Source organism: Tenacibaculum sp. Cn5-46, from assembly GCF_022347705.1.
Classification (GTDB): domain Bacteria; phylum Bacteroidota; class Bacteroidia; order Flavobacteriales; family Flavobacteriaceae; genus Polaribacter; species Polaribacter aiptasiae.
The window spans coordinates 781,487-797,957 of the sequence record NZ_JAKRGD010000001.1 but is presented as its reverse complement, the minus strand read 5'-3'; the positions used below and the strand labels follow the sequence as shown (position 1 = coordinate 797,957).

Genomic DNA, 16,471 nt, shown 5'->3' with positions numbered 1-16,471 from the left:
CTCTCTAAAACAAAAACATTATGACAAAAAAAGTAGTTGGTTATTTTAGTAATTGGATTACACTTACCGATGTAAAAAGTAAATATAAAGGATACACAGATATATTATTTTCATTCTGGCAAGATCCTAAAAAAGGAGTAATTGGAGCAGCAGAAGCTGTTGTAAATTCTCCTGAAATTATTAGTTTTTTAAAAAGTGAAGATAAAAAATGTATTCTTTCTGCTGGAGGCGAATATTTGAATCCTCTTAATTTTGATCCAAAAACATATGGTTCAGATCTTGCAAGTTTTGCTATCCAACATCAATTTGATGGAGTCGATTTAGACATAGAAAATATTTTAATGGATTCTCAAACTATTCAATGGTTAGTTGATGTAACAATAGCGGTAAACAAAACTAGCATGGAAAAGAACTATCCATTACAAATTTCCCATGCACCACAAGCGCCATACTTTATGTTTAATGGAGGTTATAGTGAAATAGAAAGAAAAACTAATGGGATAATTGACTATTATAATATTCAATACTATAACCAAGGAAATTGGGAATATCAGTCTTATGAAAATTATAATTCGTTATTTGAAATTCAGTATAATTCAATCCAAAATCCTACTTCAATTTTAAGCATTACTAAACAGAATGTACCTTCACATAAATTAATTTTAGGTAAACCTATTACCCCAGAAGATGTAAATAATACAGGATATATTTCTACTGAGAAACTTCAATCAATATTATGTAAAGCAATCAATAATAAAATAGAATTTGGAGGTGTAATGGGATGGAAAATAGATAGTGATATAAATGGAGAATGGGGATTAGCAATGTCAAAAACACTGCAAGACTCTAAAGTAAACATCAGCATATAAAGCATATATTTTTTTCTTAAAATATAGAAATATCAAAACCGAATTTCTAATTAAAAACTAGAGATTCGGTTTCTTTAACAAGTTCTTTTTTTATATACAAACTACTTCTTTACTAGAGTTATCTAAGAGTTAAATAAAACAATTCAAAATGTTATATTTTATAATAAAAAACTTAAAACAAAACACATAAAAACCTTTTTCACAACACATTACATCACACTCACAACACAAAAAAAAGAATTCACAACATTATTTAAAAATCCTTCTTTCTATAAAAAGTAACTTTATATCAGAAGACGAAATAGCGCTATAAAATTAGTTTTCTAAAGTAGAGACAGAAACTACTTAAAAAAACGAGGCGTCCCCCGAAAAGCCATATGAGTAGGAATTTTTAACTAATCAGATTATGAATGTACTAACTGTACCTGTTGATGAAACAACTGAAATCATTAACGAATTAAAAAAACAAGCTAACCAATTACTTAGCGCAACTTATGGTGTAAATTTAGAAGCTTTTCATGTTGGTTCGAAAGGTAACTTTCCTTTCTACTGGGAAAACTCAAGTAACTTAAAATTTAATTCAGCATCATACGACTGGATTAAATCTAGCATAAAAAGAGAAAACTCTGATAGTCCTGTTACATTAGAAGGTGTATTTACAAACATTTTCCTAGAAACTATAACAAACATTGCATATAGTTTATCTACTGCTGACCAAGCTATTTTAACTAAAGCTCACCAAAATGCTCAAGATCAACAAGGAGCTTTATTACGAGCTTGGAGAGCTGCTTTTGGTACTTTACCATCAGGAAACACTCCTATTAATGACATTTTAGGTACTATACAAAAAGATTGGTCTTCTACACCAAACTTAACTTTGCAACAAATTCAAAATGCTAGAGATCTTAATGAGTTATTAGACAAAACTCCTCCAGCTGGTGCTCCTATTTTACCTGTACTTGCTAGCTATTTAAACGCTTTAGGAAGTGCTATTAATTTAGAAAATGATGTAACTTTAAACAACAGTATTCTTAGAGATCTTAGAAATGCTATTAACAATCCAACAGCTAGTAATGGTGCAGTTGAAGTATACAATTCTTCAGCAGGTTCTTCAATGTATTTACCTAATTACCCTTTTGCTGCTTCATCATCTGTTGCTAAATTAACTAATAGCTTACAACATCCAACGTCAAACCCAATTACTTTAAAAATGTCTGTAAGTAATTTTAACGGAAGTGATGTTACTATAAGCGTAAATGGTGGTGCTGGTGTTACAATTCCAGTGTTAGACTTCTTCTCTATCTCAGGAAGCGGTCATGCTAGCTACTTCAAAAATACAATCGCTGCTGAAGCAAGTCAAATTGATATAGAAATGAGTTTCTCTGGAGTAACTCTTGCTCAATTTGGACCAATGGATTATGATATCTCTAGCCGACAAGGTTGGTTATATGCTGATCCTATTAAACAAGCAATGAAAAATGGTGATAAAGATGTATCTGGATTTAAATTTGGAACAACAGAAAGTGCTGATTTAGCAAAAGAATTTTCTTTCATCAATGCTGTTGCTTTTTCTAACTTCCCTGATATCAAAATGGTTATCCACTCTAGTAGCTATGAATCTATTGAAACTATTTTCAAAGAAACAACTAGCTGGAGTGTTGGTTTCTTAGGTATACCTTTAGGAGGTGGATCTCAAACATATACTAGTAAAGACACTCAAGTAAATAGCTCAGATGGAACTATTACTATAAACTTATCTGCACCACAAGCTGTAGTTTCTGAAAGTGCAGATTCTTCTACAGGGTTTGTTTTAGGTGTACAACCTGAATTCCCATTAATGTAGGTTACTTCTATATATTATAGAATTTAATGAGGTGAGACGAGACTGTTTAAATACAGTCTCGTTTTTTTTATTATCAAATCAATACTGAAAACTTACCGATTAAAGAGAGTATTTTACTACATCTAAATGTGTATTCACAACATTTATCTCTAATTCAAACTACATAAGTAATAGCTTTACATTAAACGATATTCTTAATAGCGTTATAAATAACACAACATTTAAAAATCAAAATTATGAGCCACTCACACAATCACCCCGAAGGTTTACATTGCTCATGTTGCAATCCAATGTGGAAATCTTTATTTCCTGATGTTAAATTTGGAGAAACAAACAATGAAAAAGATACTAAAAACAATACTGCTCCAGAAACAATTATTTTTCGAACAGGAACCAATCCTTTAGACAAAGAAGACCAAACTGTAGGTTATATACAAACAATGGCAGGAGGTAAAGATATCATGGTTGAAGCTGTTGGAATAAAAGATGGTTATATAATAGCTACTGGTTCTTATAATCACGTAAAAGAAAAAATGCCTAAAGACACCATTGAACAAATTATTTTTGGTGGACAAACACTATTACCAGGTTTTTTTGAACCTCATCTTCATATTCTTCCAACAGCCATTTTCAACATGGCTACCGATGTAGGTCCTTTTATAGGACAAGAATTAAGAACTAACGTAGCTACTAAAGAAGAAGATAAGTATAGTACAGATTGGATTATACAAACTTTAAAAAAAGAAGCTATTGATGGTAAAGAAGAAAACTTTTCTGATACATGGATTTTTGGTAGTAATGTAGACCCTTCTTTATTAACAAATCATAATAAAGAATTCAATGCTAAAACTTTAGATAAAATATCAAAAAACCAACCTGTCTTTTTAATGAATTCATCCATGCATTTGGCTTACGTTAATAATGCTGCTATTAGGTTAGCAAACGAAAAATATGGTCTGAAATTAAATGAGGATGGTATATTGAAAGAATTTGCCGAAATGGAACCTGTTTTAAAAATAATAGCTGACAGTATTAACCCTATTACTTTCGAAAAAAAATTATCCACCGAAGTTGATAAAATATTTAAAGAAGCTAGTTCCAGAGGTGCAACTTATCTTTTTGATGCTGGAATAGAACCTTTTTCTCAAAAAGGGTTGAATCAGCCAGAATATCTAAAAAAGAAAGCCAATGCTAATTGTTCAGTAAGAATAGGTGGAGCATTAGTTGCAATTACCCTAGAAGATTTTGATACTAAAATAGAAGGTAGATACATCCCTAACAAAGGAAACAATGAATTTAACTTAGCCTATGTAAAAGTAGTATCTGATGGTTCCAATCAAGGACTAACTGGTTACCAAAAAACACCTTATGATTGTAATGAAAACTTTGTTCTTTACGGAGAAGAAGGAACAAAAATTTCTGACCAAACAAATGAAGGAGTCTTCAATTACGGTTATCCTATAGAGTTCAATACTCTAATTAGTAAAGCTGTAGATAATAATTGGCCAGTAATGGTTCATGCTAATGGAGATCATGCACTTGATCGTACAATCAATGCTTTCAAACTAGCAGGTATTAATAAATCTACCATAGAAACCAGAAGAGATAGAATAGAGCACGCCTCTTTATTATCAGATCAAAATATGGAAGACATGAAGGAATTAGGAATATCTCCAAGTTTTTTAATAGGTCACGTAGGTTACTGGGGATGGGTATTCCAACAAACTATTTTAGGTAAAGAAAGAAGTAATCATTTAGATAGATGTCATGCTGCTTTACATGATTATAATATGAGGATTACACTTCATAGTGATAATAGTGTTACCCCATTAGGACCATTACGCATGATGGAACAATCCATTACAAGGATAATGGAAGGAACTCCTGAAGGATTAAATACTCAAGTCTTAAACGAAACAGAACGCATTACCAGATTTCAAGCATTAAAAGCTATGACTTATGATTCAGCTTGGCAATGTCACGCAGATAAATGGGCAGGTTCACTAGAAGTAGGAAAATGTGCAGATTTTGTATTACTAAAAGAGAACCCTCTTACTTATAGTAATGGAAAAGGAGTTTATTCAGCCCAAGGTATGCGTAATATTCCTGTATTAGAAACTTGGAAAGGAGGTATAAAAAGATATAGTACTGCTGAAGAAATAAAAGAATTATTACTTGAAAATCCTTCTTTAAGAGTTGGTGTGAAAGAATTAGTATAAAATTAAACTATAAAAAATGAAAAATTTTAATTGGGAATCTCATATTTCAATAGTTGATTCAAGTCTATCGCAAATGGCCATTGCCAACATAGAGAAAGTAGATACTGAAATGTTAGCACATATGGACATACTTCAAGATAATGTACAAAAAGATCTTACCAAGTTTCAGCCCGTAATAGTATGTCAATTTACTCCCGCAGGAGGTAAATTCACGTTACTAAGAAATAAATATAATAGTGAATCGAGAACTGTAGCAGAACCTGTTTCTAAACTTTTCGAAATAGCTAAATCTATAGCACATGCTCCACTAGGAATATATGGGTGCTTTGGTTCCTACTCTACTAATTTAGAAAATCAAGATTGGCGTATACCTCTAGGTAACTATCTAAAGGTGCTGGAAACAGCTTATAACACCTTTGATAATATCGGTGAAGGATTCGAAATAAATAACGAATTGAAAAAGCGTTTAGTTATCGATTTAAACAAAATTCCAAAAAAATTTGACGGTGCTAACCCTCATCTTACATCAAAAACTGTTATAAGTCACATTAAATATGTATTAAAACAATTACTAGCCTCATCTATTGACTTTATTATAAATACTGCTATGCCTTTGAAAGTTGGAGAATCTATAGCGGAAGTCTTTCAAAAATGGTGCAATCAAACCAACGGGGATATTAGTAATCCAAATAATACACTTTATAAACTAATCGTTCAATGTCAAGTCATAGCAGCAACAGCTCAACAATATGGTATAAGCACTCTGATACAAGATTGGAAAGCCACATTTACAGAAGAACATTGGTCTAAATTATATGTCATCGTAGAAGCTGAGTGGGTTACAAGAAAAATGAACTCAATTGCTCAATGTATATTACCATATATGAAAGATAAAGATCAGGCACTCGATCAAAATCTTTTAATTGTAACCAACTTATCTGATGTCGATAGCGCTCTACATTTTTTAGCTCGAATTATAGAAGATCGAGCTGCAGCAGATTTGATTTTAACAAATCAAAAAGAGCCTCGCGAACATTTATCTGGTCAAGTAGATCTTCTCGGCCCTGTAATGCACGATGTAGTTTGTACAAATACACAGGTTAAAAATGAAAAGTCTTTATCTAAATGCCCTGTTTCATTTCAACTATAACAAAACAATATCGTTCTAATAAGTATTTTATCTAGATAAACACCAAACATCATGAAACAAAGCAAATACGACTACATCATAGTAGGTTCTGGTGCTGGAGGTGGTCCTCTAGCAGCTAATCTAGTTTTAGCAGGCTTTACCGTTTTACTATTAGAAGCTGGAGGAAAAGAAGCTAGCGTAAGCTACTCTGTTCCTTCATTCTTAGGATTAGCAGCTGAAAACGAAAATTATAGATGGGACTTTTTCGTACGTCATTATTCAAATCAAAAACAACAAGAAAAAGACCCTAAATATGTCCCTTCAAAAGACGGCGTTCTATACCCAAGATCCAGTACACTGGGAGGCTGCACTGCTCACAATGCAATGATTACTACCTACCCTTCTAATTCTGACTGGGAATACATTCAGAAATTAACAGGAGATGAATCTTGGAATCCTACCAATATGAGACGATATTTTGAAAAATTAGAGAACTGTCAATACCTGGATCCTATTACTGCGAAAAAAAACGGGCACGGCACAAATGGTTGGCTTAGTGTTGAGAAAGCAGATACCTCAGCAGCCCCTAAAGATTGGCAATTAATAGAAACACTGGAAAGTTGCAAATTACAAGGGGAAAAAGCAGAAAAGCTCGGTGAAATTAATGAACATCAAGATCCTAACTCTATCGGTGCTGTTAATAACAAGAGTACTGGATACTTTACAATTCCTCAATCTACTAATCGCATGACTAGGAATGGATCAAGAGAATTTATACTACAGGTACAAGAACAATTTCCAGAACGGTTTATCATAGAAACTCATGCCTTAGCTACAAAAGTTCTGTTTGATAAAGAAGATAATACAAAAGCCATAGGAATTGAATATATGAAGGGATCTTATCTTTATGAAGCTACACCTAGAGCTAATGAAGAATGTAAATTAACCGAACCCAAAACAAAAACTTCTTATGCCAACGAGGAAATAATTTTATCATGTGGTACATTCAATACTCCACAAATTTTAATGTTATCAGGAATTGGTGAAAAAGAGCAACTAGAAAAATTTAATATCCCTGTTAGAGTTGATCTACCTGGTGTAGGTAAAAATCTTCAGGACAGATACGAAATACCACTCATTACTGAAATGGAAGAACCATTTAAGGTGAATGAAATGGCTACTTATAGCGACGATCCAGAAAACGATGCTTTTTTAAATTCATGGTTAAAAGATAGAAAAGGGCCATACAATAGTATGGGATCACCTTTAATGTACTTGAAAAAATCATTTCCCGAAAAATTAAATCCAGATCTCATCATTTTTGCAAAAAGTGTACGATTTCAAGGCTTTTTTCCTAATTGGTTTTGGACTTTTCGTCCTATTCTAAACCAATTTACTTGGACAGTCCTAAAAGCTCATACCAATAATAGAAAAGGCGTAGTAGAACTTAAATCGAGTAATCCAAGAGAAGCTCCCTATATCAACTTCCATTATTTCGACGAAGGAACAGATGATAATGGAGAAGATTTGAATGATATTACTGAGGGGTTCAAATTTGCAAGAACTCTAATGAAAGATGCTCCTTTTAAGGTTAAAGAGGTTCTGCCAGGAAAAGAAGTTCAATCAGATGAAGATATTAAAAATTATATCAAAGCACAATCATGGGGACATCATGCCTCTTGCACTTGCCCTATTGGTGCTGATGATGATAAAAATGCTGTATTGGATAGTCGTTTTCGAGTAAGAGGTACTAAAAACCTAAGAGTAGTAGATGCCTCAGTATTTCCAAAAATTCCAGGAACATTTATAGTAACACCAATCTATATGATTAGTGAAAAAGCATCAGAAGTTATTATCGAAGATTATAAAAAAAGCAATCATGAGTACTAAAAATAAATTAGATCAAATAGAAAAATATGTTATCTACCCCGCAGTAGGAATATCAAGGGTAGGAAACTCTAACGAATGGTATTATTCACCTGAACTTCCCGGACAAGTTGCTGATCCTAGAGTACCCAATAATATGAATGCATCAAAAAAAGACATTCAATACAAGGATGCAGCTGGTGCCATCAAAAAACAAGCTGCTCGTTTTAGAGTTTATGGTTTAGACAAAAACGGGACAGTTGTTACTGAAATTAATTCAGATTTAAATCAAGAAGGATTAAATGTTAAGGTTAATTGGTCAGTACATTTAGCAAATAGAAAAGGGGCTTGGTATGAATTTACTAATCCCATGGATTTAAATCTCAATGCAAAAGAACAAGGAAACACTAAAGAATTAGCACTTTCTGTAACTCACAAAAATAATTCTTATGGAGGAGTTCCTTATGGATTACACCCAAAAAGAGAAAAACTATTAATTGACGCTGGAGTTGCATCAATTTCTGGATTAAATAGTAAAAGTGCTCCTTTAGACAAAGGTACCTTTATGGGGAATAATGTAAATTTAGGAGAATTACGAACTGATAATAAAGGTAGACTAATTGTATTAGGAGGTTCAGGTTTGGCAAAAAGTGCTATTCCTAACAATCCTGTACATCATTTTGCAAATAATGATGGTTGGTATGATGATACATCTGATGGACCTGTAAGAGCTACAATTACTATTGAACAAAACGGAAAAAGCCAAAATTTTGATGCAGAGGCTGCTTTCGTTGCTGTAGTACCTCCTAATTACGGACAAGGACTCTATGGAACAATTACCATGTATGATATTGTAAAAGATCTATATGCGCGAAGAAAAGAAGGAGGGATTTCTATCAATGATGAACCTTCTTTTGAAGAAGATATATGGCCAATACTTAAATCTATTAGTGATTCACAATGGGTTAGTGAAGGACTGTATATGCTATTTGGTCAAGGTTCACCTTCTAATTTTACCGATCCTAAAATATACGAGCAATTAGTTTCTAAAAATCCTTCTACTGAAACCATAAAAAAGAAAATTTTTAATTGGTTTAGAAACCCATCTACAGATAAATTTGAACCAACTCAAATACCTTCTAATTATGGCGATGCTTTAAGAGATTTTAGTGATCAACCAAATGAAAATCTATGGGTAACAAGGACTCAATATTCTTATTTAGAAAAATGGTCTAGGGGATACTTTATTGCTCCAAAATACAATTTACTAAACTCTAATTTTCCATTAAAAGAAGAAACTACACTAGACCCTATAGAAGATCAAGATATATTTATACAACCTTATTTATTAACTAAAGCTGCATTACAAGAATGTCTTGGAGGACCATTTAGACCAGGTATAGAAGTTTCTTGGCCGTTTAGAGTTGATCAAATGTGGAAACCTGCAAGTCCAGGAGAATTAGCTGCTTTTAGACTCAATGTTGTTTCACAAATAAATGAAGACAATCCAGATTTCATTTCTGATGATTATGGACCTGTGCTTTCTCCTGAAAAAGCAATGGCTAAACAAGGGCCTGTTCATTATAGCGGCCCAGGAACACTTACTAGATGGATGGGAGTTCCTTGGCAAGCAGATGCCGCAAGTTGTCTTGGTGGATTAGATGAATCTAACTATTTACCTGTGCCTGCTTTATGGGCACCTAGAGCTCCACAACATGTTATTAGTGAGCAATCTTATGAAGGTATGAATTCTGAAAAAAATGGCACATTTCAAAAAACCAAGCAGTTTAATTATAGGCAGTTTTGGTTACGAGATTTAGACAATTCTGATACTCTAAGTAGGCTTAATGATATGGCTAAGGAATGGTCTGATTTAGGAATTATCTCTGCCAAGGAACTAGATTCTAAAAACTTAAATGATGAAATTCCAAAGATTGTATGGGTTGAACAACAACGTTCAAAAGCATATACAAATTGGGACCCTACTTACTTACAACTACAAGTAGCTGAAGGAAAAATTACTCCAGATGAAGCTATTAAAATCGAAAAACAAGAAAGAGAATCCTATAGACAAAGTATAGAACGTACAGAAAATGCAAATGCTCCAAGGAAAATATATGGCAGACTAGAGCGATAGTAACTGTAAAAATAAAATTCTTTTCAATCTTTTTATAAATCCTTGTTTTACTGAATATATTTTTAGATTAAAACAAGGATTTTTATTTTAAAAATCAATGAAAAAAAATCAAAAAATAGTGGTTATAGGCGGTGGCCCAGCAGGAGCTGTTATAGCAATGCAATTAGCCAAATATAATATGGAAATAATTGTATTAGAAGCCAACGCCGTTCCTATACAAAAACCAGGAGAATGCTTACCTCCTAACATTAATCCTTTACTTAAAAAACTAGAATTAGATCATTTACTTTCTAAACATAAAAATAGTTACAGTAATCAATCCGCTTGGGGAACTGACGAACTAATAGATGATGATTTCATTAGTGGAGTCCATGGAAATGGTACACACATTAACAGAAAATTATTTGAGACAGACTTAGCTAATGAAGCTCAAAAAGTAGGAGTAATTTGGCATACTAAACATATTCTCAGAAAGTGTAAAAAAATAGATACAAAATGGCATCTTGAGATAGATTATTTAAACGATAAGAAAATTATTATAGCAGATTTTATAGTAGATGCCAGTGGAAGGAAATCTATAATAGGTAGATGTTTAAATCTTAAACGTAAAACATTAGATAAGCTAGTAGGCATAAGTGCTATTCTAAAAGGAAATTCTGTTTTAAATGCATCTACACTCGTAGAAACCTGTGCAAATGGATGGTGGTATACTGCTAGTTTACCTTCAAATGAATTAATCGTTTCATTTATGACTGATTCTAATCTAGTATTAAAATTAAAAGCCAATAAACATGAAGGCTTTAACAGTTTACTCCAGAAAACCAATCATGTAAAAAAAAGAATAACAGAATGTATCGGTAAAGATAGAAATATCAATGTATCATTAAATACTCATGCAGCAAATTCATCTCGATTAGAAAAAATTACAGGAGAAAATTGGCTAGCTGTAGGAGATGCTGCTTGCACATATGATCCTTTATCTTCCTATGGTATCACTGCAGCTATTGGAACTGCTTATTACGGAAGCCGTGCCATCATAGATTATTTACAAGGAAAAAAAGAAGCTTTTTTAACCTATGAATACCTTATGGATAAAATGTACAATACATATTTACCTATGATAACTTTTTCCTATTCCCAAGAAAAACGTTGGACAGATAATGATTTTTGGAGAAGAAGGCATTGATTTTAACAATTAAAAAACTACACTTTAATTTACTATAAAATAGTTAGGTGATCTTATAAAACTCTTATAATGAGAGTTCTTTTAAACTTAAACATCAATCCCCTCTTTACACCTCTTTCTTACATAATCACTCCATAAAAAAAAGCGCTCATAACATTAATTTATTTTTCAATGGTTTTAAATAATAACTTTAACTAAGGAAGTACAAAATAGCGCTAAAAACAACTTCGAAATGTAGAGCTCAGAAACTACTATAAAAACGAGGCGTAATCCGAAAAGCCTTATGAGTAGGAAAATTATTAAACTTAAAAAGTCCCTCATGGAAAATCAAAACAACGAAATCAGACATTATTTTAATTTAAATTACAGAATTAGCAACCATCTTGCTGGTGGAATCTCTTTTAATGTATCATTAATAGTTGATACTAACACTAAAAAGATTATTGGAAAAGGAAATATTACCCAAGCAGTAAATCCTCCTTTGAATATTCCTACTATTTTAAGTGGTGATTATTCATATATGTGTACAATGAATTCATGTAATATTTTAGTAGTAATGGAAGGAGTATCTCCTTACTCACCTTTAATATTAGGAGCACCTCAACCAATACAAAATGTAAAATTAAGAATGTCATTAGAAGACGATTGGAAATCTGGAACAGCTACATACTCATTTTTACTTGATGGAAAATGGGTAGATGTTGGTTATCAAAAAGTTGAACTTGTTGAATTATCTGACGAATTGAATGTAGATAAACTTTCTTCTTTTGTAAAAGAACAAAATCTAGAAACAAGTTTATAGAATCAAAATAAACCACACTACTTGGTAGTGTGGTTTTAATTTAAACTACACTTCAATATCTGTTTCTTACCTAAAAAATAAACCGTACTTTTATCGTTTATTTTTTTGCGTAAATGAAGACAGATATTTCTACTATAAACCCTAAAGAAAACATCATTATAAAAGGAGCAAGTCTCCATAACTTAAAAAACATTGATGTCGTTATTCCTCGTAATAAATTAGTTGTTATTACTGGGCTTTCAGGTTCAGGGAAATCATCCTTAGCTTTTGATACTTTGTATGCAGAAGGTCAAAGACGCTATGTAGAAAGTTTATCGTCTTACGCACGTCAATTCTTAGGTAAATTACACAAACCAAAAGTAGATTATATTAAAGGAATTGCTCCAGCAATTGCCATAGAGCAAAAGGTTAACTCTACCAACCCAAGATCTACCGTAGGTACTTCAACAGAAATTTACGATTATATCAAATTATTATATGCTCGAATTGGGAAAACTTTCTCTCCTATTTCTGGTGATGAAGTAAAAAAACATACAGTTTCCGACGTTTTAAATTTTGTAAAGCAATTTGAAGAACGCACTAAATTATTGTTATTAGCTCCTATCGCTATCAACGAAAAAAGAGATATCAAAACAGTAATTCAGGTATTAACCCAACAAGGATATGCTCGTATAAAACATAACGATACTGTATATAGAATTGATGAATTTCCTATTGCTGATTTCAAAGGCAACGAATTACTTTTAGTTGTAGATCGAATTGTTGTAAAAAATGAAGAAGATTTTTACAATCGTTTAGGAGATGCTGTACAAACTGCTTTTTTTGAAGGAAAAGGAATTTGTTTTATTGAAAACTTAACCGACAATAAACTTACTGAATTTAGTAATAAATTTGAATTAGATGGAATTTCCTTCTTAGAACCAAATACCCACCTTTTTAGTTTTAACAATCCCTATGGAGCTTGTCCAACTTGTGAAGGTTACGGAAGTGTTATTGGAATTGATGAAGAATTAGTAATTCCCAATACTGGACTTTCTATTTATGAAGATGCTATTTTTCCTTTCAAAACAGAAAGTTATCGAGAATATAAAGATAACTTAATTTTAAACGCTTCAGATTTTGATATTCCAATTCATAAACCCTGGTTTGAGCTTACAGAAGAGCAAAAACAATTAGTTTGGAATGGAACTAAAAAGTTTGATGGAATTAATAGCCTATTCAAAAAATTAGAAGAAAAAAGTTATAAAATTCAAAATCGAGTAATGTTATCTCGATATAGAGGTAAAACTACTTGTACTGATTGTAATGGTAAACGTTTACGAAAAGAAGCAAATTATGTACAAGTATACGGTAAAGTAATTTCTGATTTGGTTAGCTTACCATTAGATGAACTTGCTGCTTTTTTCAAAAGTATAAAACTTAACAAGTACGAAGAAAAAATAGGAAAACGATTACTTACTGAGATTAATAATCGTTTACAGTTTTTACAAGATGTTGGATTAAATTATTTAACCTTAAATAGAACTTCAAACACACTTTCGGGAGGAGAAAGTCAACGTATAAACTTAGCTACTTCGTTAGGAAGTTCTTTAGTAGGTTCAATGTATATATTAGATGAACCTAGTATTGGATTACATCCAAAAGATACAGAAAGGTTAATTGGAGTTTTAAAAAACCTACGCGACTTAGGTAATACTGTTATTGTTGTAGAACATGACGAAGATATTATGAAAGAAGCCGATTATGTTATTGATATAGGTCCAGAAGCAGGTACATATGGTGGTAATGTAGTAGCAGAAGGTACTTTTAAAGAAATATTAAAATCAGAATCATTAACTGCACAATATTTATCAGAAAAGCTAAAAATAGAGGTTCCTGTACAACGTAGAGCTTCTAAAAACACTATTGATATTATTGGAGCTCGTGAAAACAATTTAAAAAACATTAATGTTTCTTTCCCGCTAAATAACCTAACAGTTATTACAGGAGTATCAGGTAGTGGAAAAAGTACTTTAGTTAAGAAAATTCTGTATCCAGCAATGCAAAAAGAATTGATTGGATATGGAAATAAAATCGGACAATACACAGAAATCAAAGGAAGCTATGATAATTTAAAGCATGTTGAATTCATAGATCAAAACCCGATAGGTCGTTCATCAAGATCTAATCCAGTTACCTACATTAAAGCTTATGATGATATTCGTAAATTATTATCAACTCAAAAGCTATCGAAAATACGTAATTACCAACCAAAGCACTTTTCTTTTAACGTAGAAGGCGGACGTTGTGAAGTTTGTAAAGGTGAAGGAGAAGTTACTATTGAAATGCAATTTATGGCTGATGTTCATTTAGAATGTGAAGCTTGTAATGGAAAGCGCTTTAAAAAGGAGGTTTTAGAAGTTACTTTTGAAGGGAAATCTATTGACGATATTTTAAATCTTACCATAGATGATGCTGTTGCCTTTTTTACAGAACACAATCAACCTAAAATTGCAAAGAAATTAAAACCTCTACACGATGTTGGATTAGGATATGTCCAGCTAGGACAATCTTCTTCTACCCTTTCAGGAGGTGAAGCACAACGTATAAAACTAGCTTCTTTTTTAGTAAAAGGAAACACTAAAGATAAAGCCTTATTTATTTTTGACGAACCGACAACAGGTTTACATTTCCATGATATAAAAAAATTATTAGCTTCATTCAACGCATTAATAGAAAGAGGACATTCAATCATTGTAATTGAACATAATATAGAACTTATTAAGTGTGCCGATTATATTATTGATTTAGGTTTAGAAGGTGGAAAAAATGGAGGTCAATTAATATTCACAGGTACTCCAGAAGAATTGGCTAAAAATAAAAATTCATACACTTCTAAATATTTGGCAGAAAAAATTAACTAACATTAAAATATTAATATTTTCATTTTATTATTTCTCAAAAAAGAATATTTTTACAAAAAAAATGAAAGCTGTTATGAAAAATCTTTTTTTAACTTTAGGTTAATTAGTTATTTGCTATACTCTTTCATTATTTAACTTTTCAAACATTTTAAATAAAAAACATTATGAAAAAAATTATGTTAATGAAACTAGTATTAATATTTTCAATTATTACTTTTACTAGTTGTACTGATTCTGATGAAAATGTAAACTTCAATCAGAATGATCTTCTTGGTGAATGGAAGCTTACAAATTACACTTATAATGGAAATTTTGAACTTTCAGGAGGTCCATTAACAATTCCAAAAACAAATTTTTCTGGAGAGGGAATTAACATGAACTTAACTACAGTTTTTTCTGAAAACCCAAATAAAGCTAATGCTTCTGGTTCTTACGACATAAAATCTAGCTCTACATCTAACGGTCAAACAAATATAGAAACGTTTAAAGTAGAGAATATTAATAGTGAAGTTGACTGGGAGTTAAACAACAATATATTAACTATTAAAAATGGAGAATTAATTAAAACTAATTTACCAGATCAAATTAATAGTACAGTAAATCTAGGTGACGCTGATTTTGAAGTTATTGAGCTAACTCCTAACTCATTAAAATTAAGAAAAACTGTTGATAAAAAGTTTTCTCAAGGAGGAATTTCAGTAAGCACAACTATTAATATAGCTGTCGACTACACAAAATAACAACATATTTAATACACACAATCTTAACATTAACACAGGTCTTCTAATAATTTAGACTTGTGTTTTTTTTTTATAAAAAAGAATGGTTTAATCTTAATGATTAAACCATTCAAACGTAACAAAAACTAACAAAATTCAATAATTACATTACTGAAGTTTTTCTTTATTTTAAAGACTTATCTCCAACATTTGGATTGTATACATAATCAAATGTATAATATCTAGGTTCATTAGAAGTCAAATCTTTATAGTAACTCTTTATTTCCATTTTAGCGTAGTTTCCATCAATAGTTTTAACTACTATGATAACTCCTGCATTTGTTTTAACTACTCCTGCTGCATAAGTATACCAACCTGCTCCACTAATAGGTAAAGCATACACACCTGTTCCATCTTGCTTAAACTCACTATCAGCTGGCGCCATTAAAACTTTTGAAAACTCACTATTCACAACGGCTAACGATGCATTTCCTGTTCTTTCTGGCTCATCTGTTAACCCATATTTACTACCACCATTAACAATTACTCTAAGACCTCTGAAAGCGATATCCCAATTATCTCCAGTAACAACTTTACCTTCTTTAAAGCTAAATTTGGTAAAATCTCCAGAAATAACAGGTGGTGTTACTGTATAATCTGATACTTGAGGAGCATATAAGTTTGATATCGTTTTAGCCTCAACAGACTTAACTACAGAAGTATCATTATCACTACAAGAAGTAGCTACAAAAGATATAATTGCTAAAACTAAAAGTGTTTTTAATTGTTTCATTTTTA

11 protein-coding genes are annotated in these 16,471 nt (G+C 31.6%); 10 read left to right on the top strand and 1 reads right to left on the bottom strand.

Translation table 11 applies throughout. From position 1 onward, the window contains the following. The first annotated feature begins 20 nt into the window (after positions 1-20). The 10 genes from MHN29_RS03770 to MHN29_RS03725 all read left to right on the top strand — a co-directional run bounded on the left by MHN29_RS03770 (position 21) and on the right by MHN29_RS03725 (position 15,694). Positions 21-869 (top strand): glycosyl hydrolase family 18 protein, encoded by an 849-nt coding sequence (locus MHN29_RS03770; RefSeq protein WP_235272810.1) that lies wholly within the window; start codon positions 21-23, stop codon positions 867-869. Between the two features lie 406 nt (positions 870-1,275). Further along, positions 1,276-2,712, top strand: coding sequence for a lamin tail domain-containing protein (locus MHN29_RS03765; RefSeq protein WP_235272811.1), 1,437 nt, complete (start codon positions 1,276-1,278; stop codon positions 2,710-2,712). A gap of 236 nt (positions 2,713-2,948) precedes the next feature. Further along, complete coding sequence (locus tag MHN29_RS03760; protein ID WP_235272812.1) at positions 2,949-4,931, top strand: amidohydrolase; 1,983 nt, start codon at positions 2,949-2,951, stop codon at positions 4,929-4,931. Between the two features lie 16 nt (positions 4,932-4,947). After that, positions 4,948-6,081, top strand: a complete 1,134-nt coding sequence (locus MHN29_RS03755; protein WP_235272813.1) for a hypothetical protein — start codon at positions 4,948-4,950, stop codon at positions 6,079-6,081. A 51-nt stretch (positions 6,082-6,132) separates the two neighbouring features. Then, a complete protein-coding gene (locus MHN29_RS03750; protein ID WP_235272814.1) occupies positions 6,133-7,950 on the top strand; it encodes a GMC family oxidoreductase in 1,818 nt (605 codons plus the stop codon). After that, on the top strand, positions 7,940-10,063 hold the full coding sequence (locus MHN29_RS03745) for a LodA/GoxA family CTQ-dependent oxidase (RefSeq protein WP_235272815.1): 2,124 nt from the start codon (positions 7,940-7,942) through the stop codon (positions 10,061-10,063). Before MHN29_RS03750 ends, MHN29_RS03745 begins: the two co-directional genes overlap by 11 nt. A 97-nt stretch (positions 10,064-10,160) precedes the next feature. Beyond that, positions 10,161-11,249 (top strand): NAD(P)/FAD-dependent oxidoreductase, encoded by a 1,089-nt coding sequence (locus MHN29_RS03740; protein ID WP_235272816.1) that lies wholly within the window; start codon positions 10,161-10,163, stop codon positions 11,247-11,249. A gap of 319 nt (positions 11,250-11,568) precedes the next feature. Then, the gene (locus tag MHN29_RS03735) at positions 11,569-12,051 is read left to right on the top strand and encodes a DUF1842 domain-containing protein (protein ID WP_235272817.1); all 483 of its coding nucleotides are present in this window, start codon (positions 11,569-11,571) and stop codon (positions 12,049-12,051) included. Between the two features lie 113 nt (positions 12,052-12,164). After that, positions 12,165-14,954: an excinuclease ABC subunit UvrA gene (uvrA, locus tag MHN29_RS03730; RefSeq protein ID WP_235272818.1), complete on the top strand. Its 2,790-nt coding sequence runs from the start codon at positions 12,165-12,167 to the stop codon at positions 14,952-14,954. Positions 14,955-15,118: 164 nt separating this feature from the next. Then, on the top strand, positions 15,119-15,694 hold the full coding sequence (locus MHN29_RS03725) for a lipocalin family protein (protein WP_235272819.1): 576 nt from the start codon (positions 15,119-15,121) through the stop codon (positions 15,692-15,694). Positions 15,695-15,857: 163 nt separating this feature from the next. Here the strand turns inward: MHN29_RS03725 and MHN29_RS03720 are convergent, their stop codons facing one another. Further along, a complete protein-coding gene (locus tag MHN29_RS03720) occupies positions 15,858-16,466 on the bottom strand; it encodes an HmuY family protein (protein ID WP_235272820.1) in 609 nt (202 codons plus the stop codon). Between the last annotated feature and the right edge of the window lie 5 nt (positions 16,467-16,471).

Excerpts from the sequence above, each read along its gene's own strand:
- MHN29_RS03740 (WP_235272816.1), top strand. The coding sequence starts at position 10,161 with ATGAAAAAAAATCAAAAAATAGTGGTTATAGGCGGTGGCCCAGCAGGA.
- MHN29_RS03770 (WP_235272810.1), top strand. The coding sequence starts at position 21 with ATGACAAAAAAAGTAGTTGGTTATTTTAGTAATTGGATTACACTTACC.
- uvrA (WP_235272818.1), top strand. The coding sequence starts at position 12,165 with ATGAAGACAGATATTTCTACTATAAACCCTAAAGAAAACATCATTATA.
- MHN29_RS03745 (WP_235272815.1), top strand. The coding sequence starts at position 7,940 with ATGAGTACTAAAAATAAATTAGATCAAATAGAAAAATATGTTATCTAC.
- MHN29_RS03760 (WP_235272812.1), top strand. The coding sequence starts at position 2,949 with ATGAGCCACTCACACAATCACCCCGAAGGTTTACATTGCTCATGTTGC.
- MHN29_RS03720 (WP_235272820.1), bottom strand. The coding sequence starts at position 16,466 with ATGAAACAATTAAAAACACTTTTAGTTTTAGCAATTATATCTTTTGTA.
- MHN29_RS03750 (WP_235272814.1), top strand. The coding sequence starts at position 6,133 with ATGAAACAAAGCAAATACGACTACATCATAGTAGGTTCTGGTGCTGGA.
- MHN29_RS03735 (WP_235272817.1), top strand. The coding sequence starts at position 11,569 with ATGGAAAATCAAAACAACGAAATCAGACATTATTTTAATTTAAATTAC.
- MHN29_RS03755 (WP_235272813.1), top strand. The coding sequence starts at position 4,948 with ATGAAAAATTTTAATTGGGAATCTCATATTTCAATAGTTGATTCAAGT.
- MHN29_RS03765 (WP_235272811.1), top strand. The coding sequence starts at position 1,276 with ATGAATGTACTAACTGTACCTGTTGATGAAACAACTGAAATCATTAAC.
- MHN29_RS03725 (WP_235272819.1), top strand. The coding sequence starts at position 15,119 with ATGAAAAAAATTATGTTAATGAAACTAGTATTAATATTTTCAATTATT.